The organism is Thalassospira sp. GO-4 (assembly GCF_023588965.1).
Lineage (GTDB): Bacteria > Pseudomonadota > Alphaproteobacteria > Rhodospirillales > Thalassospiraceae > Thalassospira > Thalassospira povalilytica.
This window is the reverse complement of the sequence record NZ_CP097807.1, coordinates 3,507,335-3,533,233: the sequence shown is the minus strand read 5'-3', so window position 1 is coordinate 3,533,233 and position 25,899 is coordinate 3,507,335. Positions and strand designations below refer to the sequence as shown.

At 57.4% G+C, this 25,899-nt stretch carries 1 protein-coding gene; it reads right to left on the bottom strand.

Going from position 1 to position 25,899, the window contains the following annotated elements:
* Positions 1-2 precede the first annotated feature (2 nt).
* Positions 3-25,748 carry a M10 family metallopeptidase C-terminal domain-containing protein gene (locus tag M9H61_RS16200; protein WP_305879844.1) on the bottom strand — a complete coding sequence of 8,582 codons (25,746 nt, stop codon included), beginning with the start codon at positions 25,746-25,748 and terminating at the stop codon, positions 3-5.
* Between the last annotated feature and the right edge of the window lie 151 nt (positions 25,749-25,899).

Sequence of the window (25,899 nt, the reverse complement as noted above, 5' to 3'; positions counted from 1 at the left end):
ACTTAACTGCCAAATCCAAAATCATCGGCATCAAGGTCATCCGGATCATGAACCCCCATCAGGGTCACGGATGCATCATTGCCAAGTTCGATCACGACATTGCCGTCAACATCGACATGCATGTCGTTCTGGATCTGGTTGAAGTTGTTGTAGTTCCATTCCGACAGATCAATGATGTCTTCGCCCGGCGTAAAGTCGGTGATGATGTCATGACCATCGGTCTTGCCGATTTCGAACGTATCCCAACCGGTCCCACCGGTCAGGGTGTCATCCCCGGCACTGCCATACAGATGGTCATTGCCCGCACCGCCCAGCAACAGATCGTCACCGGCATTGGACCACAGGGTATCGTTGCCCGCGCCACCATCAATCGTGACATTGCCATAGCTTTCAATATCGCTGGTCAGATCGACGATATCGTTGCCATCACCGGCTTCGATCACCTCGATACCGCTGATACGGACATTGGCACTGCCTTCGCTGACCGAGTCACGCAGGAACAGGGCATCATCGCCACTGGTCATCTGAAGGGTATCGACACCCTCGCCACCGATGAAGACGTCGTTGGACTGGTTGTAACCACCCAGATTGACATATTCGCCAGTGCCTTCGTCGCCACCGTCATGATGTCCCCAACCATTGCCATTATGGTTGTTGTGACCCCAGCCATTGTCGTGGTTGTGACCATCCTCGCTTGGCGAGCCGTCATTCAGCGCGTACCAGCTGTTACCCCAGGTATCGTCTGCATTGTATTGCAGGACATCATCGCCCGCGCCGCCATTAAGGATATCAACCCCGTTGCCGCCACTGATGGTATCGGCACCCGAACCACCCCACAGGGTGTCATTGCCTTCGCCACCATTGATAACGTCATCACCGGCGTTGCTCCAGACGATGTCATCGCCTGTGCCGCCCAGAATGGTGACATCGCCATAAGACAGCGTATCGCTGGTCAGATCGATAATGTCATCGCCGTTACCGGCATCAATGACTTCGACATTCGATATCCGCGGGCTGGTGCCCGGATCGGTAAAGGTATCATCCAGGAACAGCGCGTCATTGCCGCTGGTCATCGACAGGGTATCGGTCCCGTCACCACCGTCAAAGATATCTTCCGAACGGTTGTAACCCGAAAGATTGATCTGTTCGTTGGTGCCATCCATACCTGGATCGCCAACGTTTTTCGCAGCATAGCTGCCGCTCCAGGTTGCGTCTTTCTGATATTCGATGGTGTCATTGCCCGCACCCGCATCAATCAGATCCGAACCCGACCCGCCATTGATCGTATCGTTGCCGGCACCGCCCCAGATGGTGTCATCACCATCATCGCCACCAAGAACATCATTTCCGTCCAGACCCGAAAGCAGGTTCGATCCATCATCCCCGAACAGATAGTCGTTGAAGTTCGACCCGATCAGGTCTTCGATCGAAGACAGAATATCATTGCCAGCACCGCCAACGGCCGTGCCACTTTCAAGACTTACAGCAACGGCTGAGGATGCATTGGCATAGCTTGCCGCGTCACGACCCGACCCGCCATTGAGCGTGTCATTGCCAGCGCCGCCTTCAAGCGTGTCATTCCCGGCTTCGCCATACAATTTGTCGTCGCCGTTGCCACCGCTCAGCGTGTCGTTGCCATCACCGCCATACAGCTTGTCGTTATTTTCGCCGCCATCAAGCACGTCATCGCCAGCGCCACCTTTAAGGGTGTCGTCGCCGGTACCACCAAACAGGGTATCGTTGCCGGCATCGCCAAACAGCTTGTCCTGGCCCTGACCGCCCAGAAGCGTGTCATTGCCATCCCCGGCCGAAATGCTGTCATCGCCCGAACCGCCATCCAGCGTATCGTCGCCTGTACCACCGGTGATCTTGTCCTGACCGCTGCCACCTTCGACAAGGTCATTTCCGGCATCACCCGACAGGGTATCGTCGCCGTCACCGCCATACAGGCTGTCATTGCCTTCCATGCCAGACAGGGTGTCCTGCCCGTTCAGGCCATAAACCGTATCGTCACCGGCAAGGGCCGCAATCGTGTCATTGTTGCTGGTGCCATAAAGCACATCATCATACGGGGTCGGGCCGCTTGATGCCTCAACACCGACAAACATGTCAGCGGTAAGTGCACCCATCGAAACACCGACCAGCGTCAGCGATCCCTGACCGTTCAGATCAATGACCGTGTTGCCGTTGACTTCGCTCATCAGGCCGCGCAGTTCCGTCCAGTCATCAACATCAAGCGATGCCAGGTTGATCTGGTCTTCCTGCGGGTTGAAGTCGGTAACAACCTTGTTGCCGGAATTATTGGAAACAAGAATCTGATCAGCACCGGTACCGCCGGTATAGGTGTCATCACCGGCACCGCCATCAAGCGTATCGTTGCCCGAACCACCAATCAGGGTATCTGTCCCGTCGGTTCCGGTCAGGGTGTCATTACCGGCACCACCGTCAAGCAGGTCATTGCCCGCACCGCCAGACAGAACATCATCGCCGTCCCCGCCGCTCAGGGTGTCATTGCCGTCACCGCCCAGAAGCGTATCGTTCCCGGTGCCGCCATCAATCGTATCGTCGCCGGCATCCCCGGACAGAAGGTCATTGCCCGCACCACCGGCAATGCTGTCATTATCGTCGCCGCCGGAAATGACGTCGTCGCCACCTTCGCCATCAAGGCTGTCATTACCGGCCGATCCGTAAATGGTGTCGGTTTCGTCGCCGCCGGTGATGGTATCGTCGCCATCCATGCCATCGATATGGTCATCGCCGCCGCCGCCATCCATGACGTCGTTGCCGCTGCCACCGATAAGGGTATCGTTGCCCGCACCACCCGAAATCACGTCATGGCCTTCGTTGCCGTCAAGCGTGTCGTCACCGTCACCGCCCGAAACAACGTCATTGCCACTGCCGCCGGTGATGGTGTCATCGCCGGTACCGCCCGAAAGGTTGTCATCACCTTCCATGCCGTTGATCGTGTCATCACCGGCACCGCCATCGACAACATCATTCCCGGCCAGTGCGTCGATGTAATCATCTTCGCTGGTACCGATCAGAACATCGTCAAACGGCGTTGCACCACCATCATTTTCAATGCCGACAAACATGTCGGAAGAAACATCGTTCAGACGCACACCAAGCAGCGTGACCGATCCCTGATCACCCAGATCGATAACCGTGTTGCCATTGACTTCCGACAGAAGCGGCGCCAGTTCCGACCAGGTGCTGATATCAAGGGCATCGAGCGAAATCTGGTCAACGCTGGTGTTGAAATCGGTGACCACCTTGTCACCAATCAGGCTGCTGACCTGAATAAGGTCCGCACCCGAACCACCGGTCAGCGTGTCATTGCCTTCACCACCATCGAGGGTATCGTTGCCTTCGCCGCCAATCAGACGGTCCGTACCGGCACCACCATCGAGATAGTCGTCGCCTTTTTCACCATTCAGATAGTCATTGCCCTCACCACCCGACAGGGTGTCCGAACCGTCACCGGTCCAGATGGTGTCATTGCCAAGACCGCCATCAATGGTGTCTTCACTGACATCGGCTTCGACATTGTCAAACGTGTCATTGCCATCGCCCAGATCAACTTCGTTGTTCTGGCTGTTGCCATAAATGTAGTCGTCATGGGCCGACGCGATGACTTTTTCAAAATTGGCAAGAATGTCACCGGCGGCATCGCCGCCAAAGGCACGACCGCCATCACCCGGGTTGCGGGCATTGGCATCGGTTTCGCCAAGATAAACCTCGACGCCCGCATCCGATCCTTCATAGCTGATCGTATCGCGGCCGTCGCCACCATCAAGATAGTCGCCACCGGCACCGCCTTCGATGGTGTCATCACCGGCCCCACCCAGAAGGGTGTTCGCGCCATCCGATCCGCTTAGAACATCATTGCCGTCCGAACCGATGACATTTTCGATGCTGCTGATTGCATCCGATCCGGTCGCATCCGAGCTTGCCGTACCGGCATCAAGATCAACCGTTGCACCGTTGGCCGCACCCATATCAAGGGTATCTTCACCCTCGCCGCCATCGATGCTGTCATCACCGGCTGCTGCGATCAGGCTGTCATTGCCAGCACCGGCATCGACAACGTCGTTGCCTGCACCATCATTGATGGTATCGGCACCGTCGCCCGCCGCGATCGTATTCGCCGCGTCATTGCCCGTGATGGTGTCACCACCGGACGACCCGATGACGTTTTCGATATTGGCAAGGGTATCATTCCCGGTTTCGGCCGAGGATGCCGTACCCGCTGCCAGATCAATCGTCGCGCCATTGCTGGTCGATGCATCGAATGTATCGGCCCCTTCGCCACCGTCGATCGTGTCATCACCGGCACTGCCCGTTACGGTGTCGTCCCCTGCACCGCCATCGACAACATCATTGCCCGCACCGTCATTGATCACGTCATTGCCCGCACCGCCAAGCACCGTATCGTTGCCCGAACTGGTCCACAGGGTATCGTCGCCGTCACCACCATCAACGGTGACATCACCATATGCGTGGGTCTGGCTGGTCAGATCGACAACGTCATTGCCATCACCGGCATTGATGACTTCGACATCTTCAAGGCGCACGTCATCGGTAACCGGCGTTTCAATGACCGCTTCATAGGAAATCGACTGGACATAGAAATCGCTGCTGTCACTGCCAACCGTGCCATCGGCATACGGTTCGGCCTGGAACGCAATATAGCGGAAATCAACCGGTGCACCCGATGCGTCGGTGATCGAAATGGTCGCGCTTCCGACACCGTTGGTGCCATAGGTTACCGTGCTGTCATCAAGAACGCCCGAACCGACAAGGTTTCCGTCGGCATCAAAGGCCTGCCAGGACGCTGTCTCGCCGCCATGTTCGTTGCCATAGAAGGCAGAAAGTTGAACATTCGCGCTGCGGGCATCATTGCCAAGATCAACAACAATCGCCTCGCTGTTGCCAGATGGCGCATCATGATTGATCTCGCTACCGGCAACCTGACCACCGCTATTGCCAAGACCGGCACCAAAGAACCCGACGGTGTCATCCGCAGCCGACAGATCAAGCTTGCCATTTTCATCAACAAGCGACGTTCCGAAATCAAAGGCATACAGGTTGGCATCCGACCAGGCCGCTTCGACAGCCGATGCCGAACCGCTGCCCGACAGGCCAAGTGTTCTGGTTTCAAGCGTTGTGTCTGTTTCGCCCAGTTTGGCGCCATCAAGAACCAGCGCATCATCACCACCGGTCAGGTTCAGCGTGTCATTGCCATCCCCGCCGACAAAGGTGTCATCACTGATATTCTTGCCACTGATGTCGGCAACATCACCGGTCCCTGCAACGCCCGGGCTGCCGTCATGGGTGGTTTCCGAATTGGTCGCGGCAACATCGTCGGCATCGAATTCAAAGGTGTCATCACCCGATCCGCCATCAAGCGTATCGTCACCTTCGCCACCCGAAAGCGTGTCATTGCCGTCGCCACCGGAAACGGTATCGTCGCCCGCGCCACCGATCAGGGTGTCATTGCCACCGTCGCCTGCAATCGTGTCATCGCCAGCAAGACCGTCAATGCTGTCATCGCCGCCCGTGCCGCTCAGATTGTCGTCTTCCGGTGTGCCGATGTTGGACACACCTTCAAACTGATCCGGGCCAAGCTGATCAAGCGCCACACCCACCAGCGTCACGGTACCGCCCGCCGGCAGATTGATTACCGTGTTGCCATTGCCATCATCGGCCAGAAGCGCCTTAAGGTCAGTCCAGGCATCGATGCCAAGATCAGGCAATGAAATGACGTCTTCGCCGATATTGAAGTCACTGACGACGTCGTCATCGGTGCCATTTTCAAAGATCAGCGTATCGGCACCAGCACCGCCGGTGATGGTGTCATTGCCATCGCCTGCGGCGATCGTGTCGTTGCCAGCACCGGCATCAATCACGTTATCGCCCGACGATCCAGTAATCGAGTCATCTCCGTCGCCGGTCGTCAGATTTTCAAAGCCGGAAATACTGTCATTGCCGGTCTCGGTCGAGCTTGCCGTACCCGCCGACAGATCAACTGTTGCACCGCTGGTGGCTTCAGACAGATCAAGCATGTCGGTGCCTGCACCACCCGACAGGGTGTCATCACCGGCACCAGCCATCACCGTATCGTTGCCAGCACCACCCGAAATCGTGTCATTGCCAGCACCACCGTCAAGGACATCGTCCCCGCCATTGCCGGAAATCACGTTGTCGCCGTCAGAACCGGTAATGGTGTCAGAACCGGCACCACCGACAACATTTTCAAATCCGGAAATGCTGTCATTACCGGTTTCGGTCGAGCTTGCCGTACCAGCCGAAAGATCAACCGTCGCACCATTGGTGGCTTCAGACAGATCAAGGGTATCGGTTCCGTCGCCACCGGCAAGGGTATCGTCGCCGGCCCCTGCAAGGACGGTATCGTCACCCGCACCACCATCGACAATGTCATTGCCCGCACCGGCATTGATCACATCATTGCCGTCGCCGCCCGACAGGGTGTCTTCGCCCGCACCACCGTCAAGGGTGTCGTTTCCGGCACCGCCTTCAAGAACGTCGTTGCCATCATTGCCAACAAGCGTGTCATTGCCAAGACCACCGACCAGGGTGTTATCCCCGTCCGATCCGGTCAGCGTGTCATTGCCGCCTGATCCGATCAGGTTTTCGATGCTTGAAAGCTTGTCGGTTTCGGTATTGCCGATCTGGGCGGTTCCCGTCGACAGGTCGGCATTCACCGCACCGGATGCGTTGCTATAATCAACGGTATCCGAACCTTCGCCACCGCGCAGGGTATCGTTGCCCGCACCACCGACCAGCGTGTCGTTGCCCGCACCACCGTCAAGGATGTTGGCTTTGTGATCGCCCTTGATGGTGTCGTCATGGTCCGAACCGGTAACGTTTTCGACCTGATAGATCGCGTCGTTACCCGCACCGCCGGTGGCCGTGTAATTGGCCAGATCGACATCAACACCGGATGTCGCATCGTCATAAATGACGGTATCGACATCGGCCCCGCCAACGATTGTGTCATCGCCTGCACCACCACGAAGTTCATCTTCGCCCGTGCCGCCAAGCAGGGTGTCATTGCCAACCCCGCCATTGATCACATCATCGCCATACCCACCATCAAGGTAATCATCACCGGCACCACCATGGATGTTGTCATCACCCAGTTCGCCGCGAATGGTATCGTCGCCGGCGTTACCCCAAAGGGTATCGGCACCCGAACCACCATTGATGGTTACATCGCCATAGGAAATCGTATCACTGGTCAGATCGACAACATCGTTGCCGTCACCGGCATTGATGACTTCAACCCCGTCAAGGCGCGCCCCGTCAGCGATTGTTTCATCAACAACCGTGTCATAGCTGATCGACCGGACAAAGAAGTCACTGCTGTCAGAACCGCTTGAACCGTTGGCATATGGTTCGCTTTCAAATGCCAGATAACGGAATTCGATCGGGTTGCCTGCACCATCGGTCACACTGATGGTTGCCGTGCCAACACCGTTACTGGTGTAGTCGATCGTGCTGTCATCAAGCGTACCCGACGCAACAAGGTTGCCATCGGCATCAAAGGCCTGCCAGGAACCAACTTCGCCGCCGCCTTCACCGGCCATCAGGTTGGAAACCTGAACCGTTGCGGTGGTTGCATCGGCACCAAGATCGACAACGATTGCTTCGCTTTCGCCGGTTGCAGCATCGTGGTTGATCTGGCTGCCTGCCGGGCTGCCACCATTATTGCCGATACCATTGCCATCAAAGGTCACGGTATCATCCGCAGCACCAAGGTTCAGCTTGCCGTTCTCGTCGACAAAAGATGTCCCGAAATCATAGGCATACAGGTTGGCATCCGACCAGGCGGCCTGAACATCGGCCGCACTAGCAGAATTCGTCAGACCCAGAGTGCGGGTTTCAACGGTTGGCGTGGTGGTTTGACCATCGCCCAGTTTCGAACCGTCCAGAACCAGTGCATCACTGCCACCGGTCATGTTCAGGGTGTCGTTGCCGTCACCGCCAATGAACGTATCATCGGAAATGTTCTTGCCACTGATGCCGGCCAGATCGCCGGTGCCGTCAACACCCGGGCTTCCGGTATGTTCGGTCGTTTCACCGGTGTCCGCGGTGCTATCGGCTTCGAAGTTCAGAACATCGTCGCCAGCACCGCCATCAAGGGTATCGTCGCCCGCACCACCGGTCAGGGTGTCGTTGCCATCGCCACCGGCAATGTCGTCATTCCCGGCACCACCGGCCAGCGTGTCATTGCCCGAACCGCCGTCAATGTCATCGTTTCCGGTTCCACCATCAATGGTGTCCGAACCGTCATTGCCAAGAAGGGTATCGTCACCTGCACCACCGGTTACGATGTCATCACCGGCCAGCGCATCGATGGTGTCGTCACCATCGGTGCCTTCAAGAACGTCATCATACGGTGTCGCGCCATCGGTGATGTTGGTGAAGTCATCTGCGCTCAGTTCGCTCAGACCGACACCGACAAGGGTCACGGTCCCGCCAGACGGCAGGTTCAGCACCGCGTCGCCATTGCCATTTTCACTTAGCATCGGCACAAGGTCGGCCCAGCGTTCGATGCCAAGATCATCAATCGAAAGCTTGTCTTCGCCGCGGGTGAAATCGCTGACGACATCGTCATCGGTGCCATCGGCAAAGACAAAGGTATCGGCACCCGCACCACCCGAAAGGGTGTCGTCACCGGCACCGCCATCAATGGTGTCATTGCCTGCACCGGCATGGATGACGTTATCACCGTTCGACCCGGTGATCTGATCATCACCGGCACCGGTGGTTACATTTTCGAAGTTCGAAATCTGGTCATTGCCGGTTTCCGACGAGCTTGCCGTTCCGGCACCCAGATCGACAACCGCATCACCGGACGCGTTCGACATATCAAGGGTGTCAACACCGTCGCCACCATCAAGGCTGTCATTGCCGGAACCGGCAACAACCGTATCGTCGCCCGCACCCGCCATGACAAGATCACTGCCGGCACCGTCGGAAATCACGTCATTTCCGGCACCCGCATCAATCAGGTCAATGCCATCGCCACCATCAATGGTATCGGCACCTTCGCCGGTCGCAATCGTGTCATCGGATGCGCTGCCGGTTACCGTATCGTCGCCCGAACCGGTGATCAGGTTTTCAAAGCCCGAAACAACGTCCGATCCGGTTTCGCTGCTATTGGCGGTGCCATCATCAAGATTGACCGCGATATCCGCATCGACACCGGACATATCAAGGGTATCGGCACCATCACCACCAATCAGGGTGTCATTACCGGCATCACCGACAACCGTGTCATCCCCTGCACCGGCATCAACGATATCATTGCCTGCACCGGCATTGATGTGGTCATTGCCGTCACCGCCACTGATGCTGTCATTGCCTGCGTTGGTCCAAACAGTGTCATCGCCCGCACCGGCATCAACCGTCACATCACCATAAGAATGAACCTGGCTGGTCAGATCGACGACATCGTCACCGTCACCGGTATTGATAACTTCGACATCAACGATGGACGGATTTGCTGCACCATTTTCATGATCGCCATCAAGAATGATCGCGTCCCCGCCGCTGGTTCCAACCAGCGTATCGGTGCCCGCACCACCGTCATAGACATCATTGCTGACACCAAGACCTTCGAGATCGGCGACATCGCCGGTACCATCAACACCCGGGCTTCCGGCATGGTCGGTGCTGTCACCGGCCTGTGCCGTGCCATCCGCGCCGAATTCAAGCACGTCATCGCCATCGCCACCGTCAAGGGTGTCGGTGCCGCTGCCACCTGTCAGGGTGTCATTGCCCGATCCGCCTTCAAGCGTGTCGTCACCTTCACCACCACCGAGCGTATCATTCCCGCCGCCGCCGGAAATCGTGTCATCGCCGCCGCCGCCATTGATGGTGTCATCACCATCGGTGCCACCAAGGCTGTCATTGCCTTCGGTCGGAACGTTATCGATGCCTTCAAAGTCGCCCGGACCAAGATCCTCGACCGCGACACCCGAAAGGGTGACCGTGCCACCGGACGGCAATGTAATCACTGCACCGTCGGGACCATTGGACAGCATGTCACGCAACTGGGTCCAGCTGGTCACACCGCTATCTGGCAGGGCGATCTGATCGGTTCCAACGGTAAAGTCGGTGACCAGATCATCATCCGTACCATCTGCAAAGACAAAGGTATCGGCACCCGCACCACCCGTCAGGGTGTCATCACCAACACCTGCATCCATCCGGTCATTGCCAGCACCACCGTCCAGAATGTCGTTTCCGGCACCGCCCAGCAGGCTGTCATTCCCGGCACCGCCGTCAATCACGTCGTCACCGGCACCACCATCGACGATATCGTCGCCGGCACCCGTTGCAATGGTGTTTGCGCCATCGCTGCCTGTGATGGTGTCTGCACCGTCACTGCCAGTTACATTTTCAAAGCCGGAAATTGCGTCATTACCGGTCGCGCTCGAAGATGCACTGCCCGCATCCAGATCAACCACCGCACCATCGGCACCGGTCATATCCAGGGTGTCAGTACCTTCACCACCGGCAAGCGTATCATCGCCTGCACCGGCCAGAACCGTATCGTCACCTGCACCGGCGATGACGGTGTCGTTACCTGCACCACCATCAAGGGTGTCATTGCCTGCACCGCCATCAATTTCGTTGGCCGCATCCGAACCGGTGATGATGTCATCACCAGCCGAACCGGTCACATTTTCGATGTTCGAAACGGTGTCTGATCCAAATGCACCGGACTGTGCCGTCCCGGCATCCAGATCAACATTCACACCATCGGCATCCGACAGATCCAGAAGATCAATGCCGTCGCCACCGTCAATGGTGTCGTTGCCTTGGCTGCCTTCGATGGTGTCATTGCCCGCACCGGCATTGACGATATCATTGCCCGCACCGTCATGAATGACGTCATCACCGTCACCGGCATTGATTTCATCATTGCCCGCACTGGTCCAGACCGTGTCATTGCCGGTCCCGGCATTGACGGTCACATCACCATATCCATCGGTCTGGCTGGTCAGATCGACAACATCGTCGCCCGCGCCCGTATCAATCACTTCGATACCGCTGATCGACGGGGTATTCGAACCATCGACGTGATCGTTATCAAGAATGATGGCATCCGCACCGGACGTCCCCAACAGGGTATCTGTACCAGAACCACCTTCGAACTGATCGTCGCTCAGACCAAGACCTTCGAGGTCGGCAACATCCCCGGTGCCATCAACACCCGGGCTGCCGGCGTGGTCGGTGCTATCGCCAGCCTGACCGGTACGATCGGCTTCGAACTGAAGAACATCGTCACCGTCACCACCATCAAGGGTGTCGGTTCCGCTGCCACCGCTCAGGGTGTCGTTGCCGCCACCGCCTGCAACCGTGTCATCGCCCGCGCCGCCACCGACAGAATCATCCCCATCGCCGCCATCAACGGAATCGTTGCCATCACCGCCATCGACCGTATCGCTGCCGCCGCCGCCCTGAAGGGTGTCATCACCGCCGCCACCATCAACGGTATCATCACCGTCACCGGCATCGACCGTGTCATCACCTTCGCCGCCACCAAGTGTGTCTTCACCCGGCGTGCCGACATTTTCGATACCGTCAAAGTGGTTCGGTGTCAGATCGGCAACCGAAATGCCCGACAGGGTAACCGTGCCACCGGACGGAAGCGTGATCACCGCGCCATCCGGTCCGTCTGACAGAAGCGGCTGCAAGTCGGTCCAGGTCGAAACACCGGAATCCGGCAGCGAAATCACATCGCCATTCAGATCAAAGTCACTGACAAGATCGGCATCACTGCCATCTTCAAAGACAAAGGTATCCGCCCCGTCACCGCCCGACAGCGTATCGTTGCCGTCGCCCGCAACAAGCGTGTCATTGCCAGCACCACCCGACAGGATGTCGTCGCCAGCACCGCCATCGATCACATCGTCGCCGGCACCACCATCAATGACGTTGGCATCATCCGAACCGGTAATGGTATCGGCATCATCCGATCCCGTAACATTTTCAAAGTTGGCAATCGTGTCCGAACCGGTATTGGCCCCACTTGCCGTACCTGCGCCCAGATCAACCGTAACCCCGCCGGTCGTTCCGGACAGATCAAGGGTATCGATACCCGCGCCACCATCGAGATCATCATTCCCGGCATCCAGCGTCACACTATCGTTGCCTGCACCGGCATCAATCGTGTTGTCGCCGTCCGACCCGGTAATGGTGTCGTTACCGTCGGTCGCTATGACGTTTTCAAATCCGTCGATGCTGTCGCTGCCGGTTTCATCGCTGCTTGCCGTGCCCGCAGCAAGGTCAATGGTCGCGCCATCTGCGCCGGACATATCAAGGGTGTCAGAACCGTCGCCACCGATCAGGACATCGTCCCCGGCACCGGCCACGATCGTGTCATTCCCGGCACCACCGTCGATGGTGTCGGTCCCTTCGCCGCCATCAATGATGTCGTCATCGGCACCGCCATCGATAACGTCGTTACCCGCACCACCGTGGATGTTATCGGCACCTTCGCCACCGGCAATCACGTCATTGCCATCATTGGACCAGATGGTGTCGTCACCTGCGCCACCATCAATGGTCACATCGCCATAGGAATGGGTTTCGCTGGTCAGATCGACAACGTCGTTGCCATCACCGGCATCGATGTTTTCAATATCGACAATTGCCGGGTTCGCCGATCCGCCACCGGCGTGATCACGGTCGAGGATAATCGCATCGTCGCCGGAACCGGCAACCAGGGTGTCATTGCCTGCCCCACCGACAAAGCTGTCATCGGAAATGTTCTTGCCGGAAATATCAGCTACGTCACCCGTACCATCCGTGGTCGGGCTGCCGACATGATCGGTGGTTTCACCGTCCGCACCAATGCGATCACCCTCGAACGACAGAACGTCATCACCCGCGCCGCCATCGACAAGGTCCGCACCCTCGCCACCGGCAAGCGTGTCATTGCCGGCACCGCCACTCAGGGTGTCATCACCGGCACCGCCAGCCAGAATGTTATCGCCGCTCGACCCGGTCAGGGTGTCATTGCCCGCACCACCGGTCGCACCTTCGATACCGTCAAGGGTATCGGTACCATCGGTCGCAATGCCGGTACCGGTTTCAAGATCGACTGCAACACCGTCAGTATCGTTGGAATAATCAACGATGTCGGCACCATCGCCACCGATCAGCGTGTCATTGCCCGCACCACCCGAAAGCGTGTCGTCACCGGCACCGCCATCAATGACGTTATCGGCATCATTGCCGGCAAGCATATCGTCATGGTCCGACCCGATCAGGGTTTCGAAACCGTCAATGACGTCATTGCCTGCGCCACCCGTGGCCGTTCCGGCATCGAGATCGACATCTACACCGCCTTGGGCATCTTCATAGGACAGGACATCGTCGCCGTCGCCACCGATCAGGGTGTCATCACCGCCATTGCCGTAAACGGTGTCATTGCCTGCGCCACCGTCAAGGATGTTGTCATTGTCATCACCGACAAGAACATCATCACCGGCGCCACCGGTAACGTTTTCGATGCTTTCAAGGGTGTCATTGCCTGCTTCGCCGGTCGCGGTCCCCGCGCCCAGATCAACAGTCACACCTTCGGTCGTGTCGGAATAGTCGGCCGTGTCGCTGCCATCGCCGCCGCGCAGGGTATCATTGCCCGCGCCACCAATCAGCGTGTCATTGCCTTCATTGCCGTAAATGTCATCATTGCCGGCCTGACCATCGACGATATCGTCGCTTTCAAGAGCGTGGATTTCATCGCTGATCTGGCTGCCGGTGATGTTGTCTTCGAATTCGGTGCCATAAATGACGTCATAGCCAAAGAAGTTCTTTGGCGACAGGTCATCAACCGACACGCCTTCGAGCGTGATGCTGTCCCCATCATCAAGTGTGATGACCGCATTGCCATTTTCGTCATCGGCCATCTGGTCACGCAAGGTGGCGTAATCTTCGATGCCATAGGATGACAGATCGATCATGTCTTCATCGACATTGAAATCGGTTGCGGTGTCATGGCCGCCACCCGGCTTCAGAACGATCATGTCTTCGCCGTCACCGGTGATGATGACGTCATCACCCGCACCACCAAACAGGGTGTCGTTGCCCGATCCGCCATCAAGGGTGTTGATGCCGTCGCTACCGACCAGCGTATCGGCATAATCGGTACCGATCACGCGTTCGAAGTTGCGCACGATGTCATCACCGGCCGCACCGGTCGCATATTCCTTGATCAGGTCAACCGTGACGCCGCCATCGACATTGGAATAGTCGACCGTATCAAGATCGCCATCGCCGCCATCCAGGATATCATCCCCGGCATCGCCATAGACCCAGTCATCACCGCTGCCGCCTTCGACGATGTCATCGCCATCGCCGCCGCTCAGCGTGTCGTCGCCTGCTTCACCCAGAAGGATGTCACCACCGGCACCGCCTTCGATGGTGTCATTGCCGTCACCGCCGCTGATTTCATCGGCACCGTCACCGGCATCAATCACGTCATCCCCGGCACCACCATCCACCGCGTCAGCACCCGCGCCCGACGAAATGGTGTTGTTCGCGGCATCACCACGGATTTCATCATTAAAGTCCGAACCGACAACATTTTCGACATCGTTCAGGCGGTCTGTGCCCTGACCGGTTGCCGTTCCGGCATCCAGATCGACATTAACGCTTTGGGTTGCGGTGCTGTAATCAACGGTATCGGACCCTTCGCCGCCATCAATGACGTCATCACCGGTCCCGCCGACAAGGGTATCATCCCCGTCCAGACCAGACAGCGTGTTGTTCTGATCATTCCCGATCAGGGTATCATCATGCAGCGTGCCGGTAACATTCTCGATCCCGTCAAGAACGTCGTCGCCGTCACCGCCGGTAACCGTGCCGTTTTCAAGATCGGCGACAATGCCGGCACCTTCGGTCGAATAATCAACCGTATCGCTGCCTTCGCCACCGACCAGCACGTCCGAACCCGAACCGCCAACCAGCGTATCGTTGCCGGTCCCGCCATCAAGGGTATCGTTGCCGGAACCACCGATCAGGCGGTCATTGCCAATGCCGCCTTCGACGGTGTCATCGCCGCCCAGCGCATTGATAATGTCATCGCCGTCCCCGCCGATCATTTCATCAGCATCGTCGGTGCCCAAACGGACATCGACACCAATGAAGTTGTCTGCACTAAGCTGGGCTGCCGACACGCCTTTAAGCGTGATGGTATCGCCGCTTTCAAGATTGATGGTCAGATCGCCGTTGGCATTGGTGCCAAACATTTCCTCAAGCGCGTCATAACCGGCAATGTTGAAACTGGTCAGATCGATCTGGTCGGCACCGACATTGAAGTCCGTGATGGTGTCATTACCGTCACCCGGATTGAAGATGACCTGATCGGCACCGCCACCAAGGCTCAGCGTGTCATTACCGGCACCGGCATCAAAGGTGTCATTGCCTGCGCCACCGATAAAGGTGTCGCTTTGACCGCCGCCGATAAAGGTATCGTTGAACTCCGAACCGCGGACCACTTCGATCCCGTCAAGGGTATCAGTACCGCTTGATGTGCCGCTGACAGTATTGTTGCTGGTGTCAACGGTGACGGCGGATTCTGAATCGATATAGCTTGCGGTATCAACGCCATCGCCACCGATCAGGACATCATCGCCTTCGCCGCCGCGCAGGGTATCGTTGCCTGCACCACCATCAAGGGTGTCATTTCCGCTTCCGGCCGAAATGGTGTCGTTCCCGGCTCCGCCTTCAACAAGGTCATCCCCCGCGCCAGACGAAATGACATCATTGCCATCACCGCCCAGAACGGTATCGGCACCCGCACCACTATTGATGGTGTCATTACCTGAGCCGCCATCAATAATGTCTTCGCCGTCACCGGTGCTGATGGTATCGGCACCCGCACCGCCATTGACGGTATTGTCGCCATTGCCGGCATCGATCACGTTGCCGTTGCCATCGCCGGTGATCAGGTCATCGCCATCGCCGGTCGTGACATTTTCAATATTTCTGAAGCTGTCGGTATCCGTGCCATTCGTCGCAGTACCAGTGGTGAAATCAACGGTCTGGTCACCATCAATATCCGACAGATCCAGGGTATCAATACCGGTACCGCCATCAAGGGTGTCACTGCCTTCACCACCGCGCAGGGTATCATTCCCCGCCCCGCCGGACAGAACATCATCACCGCCACGACCATCAAGAACGTCGTTGCCCTGTCCACCTTTCAGGGTATTGCGACCTGCATCGCCCCGAAGGGTGTCATCACCAAGCGAACCGGTAATATTTTCGAAGTTGGAGACAATGTCGCCGGTGCTTGTCACGCCGGTTTGCAAATCAACAGATACACCAGATTCACCTGCAAACGATACGGTATCCTCGCCCGCGCCGCCATCAAGCGTGTCACGGCCGGATCCACCCGAAATCGTATCGTCACCATCTTCACCAGACAGCACATCATTGCCAGCACCGCCGGTGATCGTATCATTCCCGTCGCCTGCCAGAACTGTATCGTCGCCAGCACCGCCGGTAATCACATCGTCGTGGTCGGATGCGATAACCTGTTCAATGCCGCTAAAACTATCCGTCCCGGTATCGGCACCGGTCGCGATATTTGTCTGCAAATTGATATCCAGACCCGAACCGGCATCCGAATAATCAAGCGTATCAGCACCTTCGCCACCGAAATAGGTGTCATCACCAAGTTCACCGACAAAGCTGTCATCACCTGCACCACCGCGCAGGGTGTCGTTACCAGCGCCACCAGTCAGAAGATCATTACCCGCACCGCCGTCAATAACGTTGACGGCATCGTCCCCGGTAATCGTATCCCCGTATTCGGTCCCGACGACATTCTCGAACCCGGAAATGGTGTCTTCGCCATCCGCGCCGCTTGCCGTGCCGGTCGCAAGGTCAATGGTCTGTGCACCCGTTGCATCGGAATAATCGAGTGTATCCGTACCCTGACCACCAGCAAGGGTATCGTTCCCCTCACCACCCGCGATCAGGTCGTCTCCCGCACCGCCATCAATGGTATCGTCGCCAGCCCCGCCTACCAGGGTATTGGTGTCGGCCGATCCGGTAATGCTGTCATTGGCATCCGAACCAATAACATTCTCGATGTTGCTCAGACTGTCGGTGCCGTCGGCCTTGTCAGCCGTCCCCGCACCAAGATCAACATCCACACCGGTCTGACTGTTACTGTAGTCAACGGTGTCGATACCGGCACCGCCGTCAATCACATCATCGCCGGCACTGACATTGAAGGTATCCTGACCACCGCCGCCAAGCAGGGTGTTATCCGCATCGGATCCGGTAATGACATCGTTAAAGCCGCTACCGACGACATTTTCAACATTCAGGACGGTGTCACCGGTATTCTCGTCGGTTTCGCCGGTCCCGAGATTGATCTCGATACCTTGCTGTTCACCTGCATAATCGACGGTGTCGATACCATCGCCACCATCAATCAGGTCATTGCCCCTACCACCGACAAGGGTATCGTTGCCAGCCCCGCCAAGCAGGGTATCATCGCCATTGCCGCCCGACAGAATGTCGTCGCCGCCTTCACCGGACAGAATATTGTCAAGCTCGTTACCACTGATCGTATCGTTGTAATCCGATCCCGTCAGGTTCTCGATATTTTCAAGCTGATCGGTGCCAAGACCGGTTACCCGACCGGCCTCAAGGTCAGCCGTGATGCCACCGGTTGCATTGCGATAATCGACAGTGTCCGATCCCGCACCACCGCGCAGCACGTCATCGCCGCCCGTTGCAACAATGGTGTCGTTGCCAGCCCCGGCATTGATGCTGTTATCGCCGCTATCCCCTTCGAGCATGTCGGCATGGCCGGAACCGACAATGTTTTCGATCCCTGAAAGGGTGTCTTCGCCTGCTGCACCGCTTGCGGTCTGATCTTCAAGATTGACCGTCACCCCGCCGTCTGCATTGGCATAGCTGACCGTGTCGCGCCCGTCACCACCAACCAGCGTGTCGTTACCATCCAGTCCTTCAAGGACGTCGTCGCCTTCGCCACCGACAAGAATATTGTCCGCATCAGAACCGGTCAGGTGATCATTGCCCGCACCGGAAACGATGTTTTCGATGTTGCGAAGCGTGTCATTCCCGCCATCTGTCGTGGCCGTCCCGGCGTTCAGGTCGACAGTAACCTGTTCGGTTTCGTCGCTGTAATCAGCAGTATCGACACCATCGCCGCCATCAAGGACGTCATCTCCGTCCCCGCCAACCAGCGTATCATCACCGTCGCCGCCATAGATGCTGTCATCATCTTCAAGACCATAGATGATGTCATTACCGTCAAGCCCCGACATCGTGTCCTGGCCGTCGGTACCATACATTGTGTCAGCGCCGGTACTTCCGACAATGTCACGTACCCCGATAAAGTTGTCGGCAGAAATGTCATCCAGACCGACCCCTTCAAGGATCATCGACGTGCCTTCACCGAAATCGATGACAAGATCACCGTTTTCGTTCTCCGACATCAGTTCGAACAACTGGCCATAGGTATCTATACCCAGGCCGGTAATATCGATCTGATCTTCACCAACAGCGAAATCGGTTACTGTATCGGTTCCGTCATTTGGACCAACAACATAGACATCAGCACCAGCACCACCGGTCAGGGTGTCATCGCCCGCCCCACCGGTGATGGTATCTGCCCCGCCACCGGCTTTGATAATGTTGGCCCCATCGTCACCCGTAATCGTGTCGGCCTGGTTCGAACCGATGACATTTTCTACGCCACTAAGACGATCTGTTCCATCTGCACCGGTTGCGACACCTTCTGACAGGTCAATATCTACAGCACCACCGGTTTCATAACTGACCGTATCAACGCCTTCACCGCCTTCAAGTGTGTCATTCCCGACACCGCCAATCAGAAGATCGTCACCAGCCCCGCCGTCAAGCACATCATCACCAAGGCCACCGGCAAGCGTGTTGGCACCATCATCGCCGACAAGCGTGTCGTCGTGATCGGAACCAGTAACATTTTCGATGGTTGCAAGGGTATCATTCCCGGACGCACCGCTGGCTGTGCCCGCGGCCAGATCGACAGTAACCCCACCATCGGCGGAACTGTAGTCGGCAAGGTCAACGCCTTCGCCACCGACCAGTGCATCGTCGCCCGCACCGCCAACCAGCTTGTCATTTCCGGCACCGCCCAGAATGGCGTCATCACCGGCACCGCCCGAGATCGTATCATCACCGGCACCACCGCTAAGGGTGTTGGCACCGTCATCCCCAGAAATCACATCATTCAGGTTTGAACCGCTGACATTTTCAATGCTGACAAGAGTATCTTCACCATTAACACCGCCAGTGCCCGCAGCCAGATCGACTGTTACGCCGCCGCTACCGTTGTAATCGACGGTGTCTTCGCCGTCGCCACCATCAATGATGTCATTGCCCTGACCGCCGGAAATTGTGTCATCACCACTGTTCCCGTATATTGTGTCGTCTCCGGCGCCACCACTGATCGTGTCGTTGCCATCAAGCCCGTCAATGATTTCTTCGGCGGATGTACCCTCAAGCACATCATCACCGTCGGTGGCACCAAGGCTGTCGATATCGAGAAAATTATCCGCACTCAGCTCGTCCGGGGAAACGCCGGTCAGTGTCATTGTTCGATCATTAATCGAAATGACCGCGTCACCATTGTCGTTGCTGGTGATCAGCTTCTTGAGTGCTTCGAAATTCGGAATGCCGAAATCACTAAGATCAATTTGATCTTCGGCAGGGTCAAAATCGGTCACCACCACGTCGTCACTGATATTGCTCAGGACGAAAGTATCTGCCCCGTCGCCGCCCGATATCACATCCTGCCCGGCACCGGAATTGATGGTGTCATCACCGGCACCACCGATAATCGTGTTATCAACAGACGACCCGGTTAAAACGTCGTCATAATCGGATCCGATAAGGTTTTCGATTTCGACAAGTTTGTCTTCACCGTCTGCACCGGTTGCGGTCCCAGACGCAAGGTTAACGTTTACGCCACCCGTTGCATCCTCGTAGGTAACGGTATCGAAGCCAGCTTCACCATTGAGGATATCATTGCCTGCACCACCGGCAAGCGTATCCGCACCGGCACCACCAATCAGTTCATCGTCACCGCCGCGCCCCTCAAGCACATCGTTCCCAAGGCCACCCTTCAGGATATTGGCATTGTCATCGCCCGATATGTTGTCGTTATATGAGGACCCTGTGACATTTTCGAAATTCGATATCGTATCGCTGTCACTGCCCGACACGGCCTGATTGGTCTCAAGATCGACACTGACCCCTGATGACTGGCCTTGGTAGACAAGCGTATCAACGCCGTCGCCACCGTCCAGAACATCACTGCCCGATCCACCATTGATGGTGTCATTCCCATCACCGCCGGTAATGGTATCGGAACCTTTGCCGCCAGATATCAGATCATTGCCCGATCCGCCGTCAATGATGTCATTACCGTCACCACCGGTAACAGTATCGTCACCAGCCTTTGCCGTAATGACGTCGCTGCGACTTGTACCGTCCAGAATGTCTTTCTGATCCGTGCCTTCCAGCGACCGGATACCCCGGAAGTTTGCATATGTCAGGCTATCGGGATCAACACCTTCAAGGGTAATTACCGCATCACCAACCGTGATCGTCGCATTACCAGCAGCATCCTGGCCGATGAAATCAGTGATGTCCGAGAACAGTTCAAGACCATCAATGCCTTGAATATCGATGACGTCCACCGCCGGATTGAAGTCAGTGACGACATCGTTTCCGCTTTCTGGGGACACAACAAAAGTATCAGCGCCTGAACCGCCTGTCAGGGTATCGTCACCACCGCGCCCATCGATGGTGTCATTACCCGCACCGCCGATGAAAACATCATTGCCGCTGCTACCCAACATGGTATCAGCGCCAACGGAGCCCTCTATTTCCTCAAAACCGGAAATCTGGTCGACAAAGTTGCGCCCGGTAACCGTGCCAGCCTCAAGATCAACTGAAACACCAGATGCAAGGGTACTGTCCGCGCCAGAGTTGTAGCTCAGGGTGTCTGTGCCGTCGCCACCGATCAGGGTGTCGATGCCACCACTTCCGTAAACGGTATCATCACCGGCACCGGTATCGATAATGTTGCCCTGACTGTTCCCGACAACAACGTCATCACCGGCACCTGTGACAACATTTTCGATGTCGGACAAACTGTCGGTGCCATCCCCTTGGGCAACGCCGCTTACAAGGTCGACCTGAACACGACTTGCGACATCTGAATAGTCAACGGTGTCAATTCCGTCTCCACCCAGCAGGGTGTCATTGCCACCGCCACCGGCGAGGGTGTCATCACCAGCCAGACCGGAAAGAACGTTGTCACCATCATCGCCGGTAATAATGTCATCATTGCCGGTGCCGACCACGTTCTCGAAATTCGAGATTTGAGACGTACCGGAATTGGTAACCGCAACACCGGTCTCCAGATTGACATTCAGCCCGCTTTCGCTGCCAAAGCCAATGGTGTCGGTTCCTTCGCCGCCATCAAGGGTGTCGTTGCCACCAACACCACGGACAAGATCGTCACCTGCGCCGGTGGAAATGAAGTTGTCATCCCCACTGCCAATGACCGTATCGTGGCCCGCACCTGTGATGATGTTTTCGATGCCCGAAATGCTGTCGCTTTCGCCAGTTTCGGAATCGCGTGCGGTCCCCGTATTCAGACGCACATCTTGCGCGGTGTCACGCGCACTGAGATCAAGCGTATCTGATCCGTCACCACCGATGATGGTGTCATTGCCGTCTTCACCGACAAACAGATCATCACCCGCGCCACCATCAAGGGTGTCATTCCCGTCACGGCCGACAATCGTGTCATTGCCAGCCCCGCCGGCAAGAACGTTTACGCCACTATCGCCGTAAATTTCGTCGTCATGGTTTGAACCGGTGACGTTTTCGATACGATCAAGAAGATCGTCCCCGTCCGCACCGCTTGCGGTGCCGGCTTCAAGGTCGACGCGGACGCTGCCATTCGCACCGGAATAATCGACGGTGTCGATGCCTTCCTGACCGCGCAGCGTATCATTGCCCGCACCGCCCGAAACGGTGTCATTGCCAAAGCCGCCGGAAATGACGTCGTCGCCGTCGCCACCGCCAAGCGTGTCATTGCCCCCGTAACCGTAAACAGCATCATTGCCGCCGGTTCCGAATTCGATGTCATCATCTTCGGTTTCAAAGATACGACCGAAACCGCGGAAATCATCGGCAACAAGGCTGTCGCTGCTTACCCCTTCGAGGGTAAGAACGCCCTGTTCACCGAAATCGATGACGGTATTGCCGTTGCCATCGTCCGACATCATGGTTTGCAGGGTCGCGAAATCCTGAATGCCCAGACGCGACAGATCGATGATATCTTCAGAACCGTTGAAATCGGTGATGGTGTCACTGCCGAAATTCTCGGTCAGTTCGAAGTCATCCTTGCCCGCGCCACCGCTCAGCGTGTCATCACCCGCCCCGCCGGTCAGGGTATCGATGCCCGCACCGCCTTCAAGAACGTTGTTGCCGTCGTCACCCTTGATGTGGTCGTCGAAATCCGACCCGACGACATTTTCAACCATCTGGACAACGTCATTGCCCGCCGCACCGGTCGCCGTTTCATTGGAAAGATCGACCGTCACTGCACCGGTTGCATCGCTGTAATCGACGGTATCGGTGCCGCTACCACCCTGGATGTGATCATCCCCGGCGCCACCGGAAAGGGTATCATCCCCCGATCCACCGGCCATAACGTCATTACCGGCCCCGCCGATCAGCTGATCGTTGCCCGATCCCCCTTGCAAGACATCGTCGCCCATGCCGCCATCAAGACTGTCATTGCCTTCACCGCCCTGAAGAATGTCGTTGCCAGCTTCACCGCTCAGAACGTCATCACCGGCCGCCCCCTGCAAAAGGTCATCGCCGGTACCGCCCAAGAGGGTATCGTCGCCACCATTGCCCTGAAGGGTGTCATTGCCCGCACCGCCGCCAAACACGTCTGCATCTTCGCCGCCCTGTACCAGGTCATCACCTGCGGTCGGGACGTTATCAAACGAAATTGCCGTGCTGTCGCCGTCGCCAGCATCGCCAGAGGCCGGAGCATCCCCGTCGCCATCGGCGGTTTCTTCACTGGTTTCGTCACCGGTACCGGTATCGCCGGTCTGCTCGGTTTCGTCGCCAGAGGACGCAGTATCTTCGTTGGTTTCGGTATTGGGATCGACTTCGTTCGATCCGGTTGCTTCTTCGCCCTCGGCGGCACCTTCGGTTTCACCATCAGTTGGTGCACCTGCTTCGGCATCGCTGGTCGCATCACCGCCAGCGCCTGAACCGGCCTGCGCGCCCGGGGTCGTGTTGTCTTCCTGGGTGGTGGTGCCATCACCTGCACCCGCATCCCCCAGCGGATCGGAACCGTCACCACCGGCAACAGGATCTGTTCCATCCTGCGCACCGGTTTGCAGCGCACCGTCAGACCCTTCGCCACCTTCGAGGCCGGTATCACCGGTATCAACAGTGTCGCCGGCATTGCCGTCAGCACCATCAGCACCATCAGAGCCGCCAGTACCATCGGTGCTATCGGATCCATCCGAACCGCTACCGGTTTCAGCTTGCGTGCCGCTGCCTTCCGCGCCCGAAGTTTCATCACCGGCACCGGTTTGTGGCTCCGAACCGCTTTCGGTCCCGGAATCACCCGCAGACTGATCTGCCCCGGTATCCGTACCGGCATCTGCACCCGCATCACTGCCGGCGTCAGCAGAACCGCCATCTCCAGATGTGCTGTCGCCAGCATCTGATCCGCTGTCACCCGATGCGGTCTCGCCCGAACCCGCATCGTTACCCGCGCCGTCATTGCCGGCATCGCCACCAGCTGTGTCACCACCGTCGGAACCGGCTGTTTCATCCGTACCGGAACCGCTATTTACGCCATCAGAACCACTGGACGCAGTTTCGTCTGCACCACCGGCTGATGCACCGGAATCAGAAGATCCGCCATCTGATGAACCACCGTCCGAAGAACTGCCATCACCGGTCGCATCATTTGAACCGGTTCCGGTTTCGGCGGGTGTATCACCCTCACCGCCCGATGCTACATTCGCACCGTCATCTGCACCGGAACCCATTGAACCGCCTGTTCCACCAGTTTCTGCGCCACCGGTTTCACCAGATGCATCAGAACCGCCGGGCGTTCCGGCATCCGCGCCGGATTCCGTGCCAGAATCCGCACCGCTGCCCTCTGCCCCGGCAGAAGCGCCGTCGCCACCAGTGCTGTCTGTGCTGTCACCGGCACTCGTTGCATCGGTCGGATCAGGCGTCGTGTCATCCGATCCGCTACTGGAACCTGCATCGGAACCCGGATCGGAACTCGTATCGCTGCTGCCTGCGCCGGACTCCACCGGGTCCGCGCCGTCCGATCCACTGGCATCATCGCTTGCGGAACCGCCACCTGTCGTATCGCCGCTTGTATCGGTTTCAGATGAATTGCCCGTATCCGTGCTGCCCTCGCCGGACGCGCCCGCATCACCGGCATCCGGATCAGTTGCACCTGCATCGCCTGATGCGGAGTCACCCGTGCCGGCTTCAGATGAACCGGACTCAGCCGTGCTGTCGCCGCTGGTCGAACCGCCGGCATCGCCAGAAGCAGAATTTTCCGACGTCTCATCGACGTCATTGCCTTGCGCAGCACCCGAACCGAGGTCAACGCGAACGCCCTGCTCGGAACTGCTGTAATCAAGGGTGTTCTCGCCCGTACCGCCGTCAATGACATCGCTGCCGTCACTGACCTTGAACGTGTCATCGCCAGCACCGCCGACAAGCGTGTTGTCACCGGAATCACCGGCAAGCACATCATTGCCCGACGTGCCGCGAATATTTTCAAAATTGCTGAACGAAACACGGTTGGCACCAAGATCATCGGTCGCCAGCCCCTCGCCGAGATCGGCCCGCATGCCATCAGCAGCACCGTCAAGCGACAGGGTGTCTTCACCCGCGCCACCGTCGATAGTATCCGCCCCACCGCCCGACGAAATCATGTCATCGCCGTCAGACCCGGCAATGGTGTCATCGCCCGAAGTGCCATCGATGACATTGGCCGCCTCGTCGGTTGCTGCATCGCCACCGGCATCGGAGCTGTCATCGGAAACCACGGTTACCGGGGAAATTTGCGGTGCTTCGACAATGGTTGCACTGGCAAGCTGCGCCTTGGTCACCCCTTGCAGCACCAGAACATCGCCGGTGGCAAAGGTCACAACCACATTGCCCGCACCATCATCGGTCGCCAGCAACATCAGGTCGTTGATACTGTCGACGCCAAGATCGGTAAAGGCCAGCTCGTCTTCGTCGACATTGAAGTCGGTGATGGTGGTTTTCTCGAACCCGCTTTCAAGCACAAAGGTATCACGCCCGGCACCACCGGTTACGACATCCTCACCCTCGCCCGATTCGAGGATATCGTCACCTTCGCCGCCGATCAGCGTGTTGTTTGCACCATCCCCAACCAGAACATCGTCATAGGCGCTGCCGATGACGTGCTGAACATTGGTGAAAACCTGATTGGCCAAAGCCGGGGAATTGCCGCCGCCCTGCGCGCTGGTTCCGGAATCGGAATTTGCCGCCGCAGAATCATCTTCTGCGCGGTTATCAAGAACCTGTTCAATATCGGTGTCGGTAACACCAACACCATCATCTTGATTGGCGGGCGAGGCCACGAGAGTTACTCCCTACTTGGGAATTATATTTACCTGATTCGAATGCAGCGGCGCTGACAGCAGAATCGATTTATACACTAGTATAGATCACTATCTGCAACCCATCAACCACTGAAAGGCTGGAAACCAACCTGTTTTAGTTTTTTTTCAT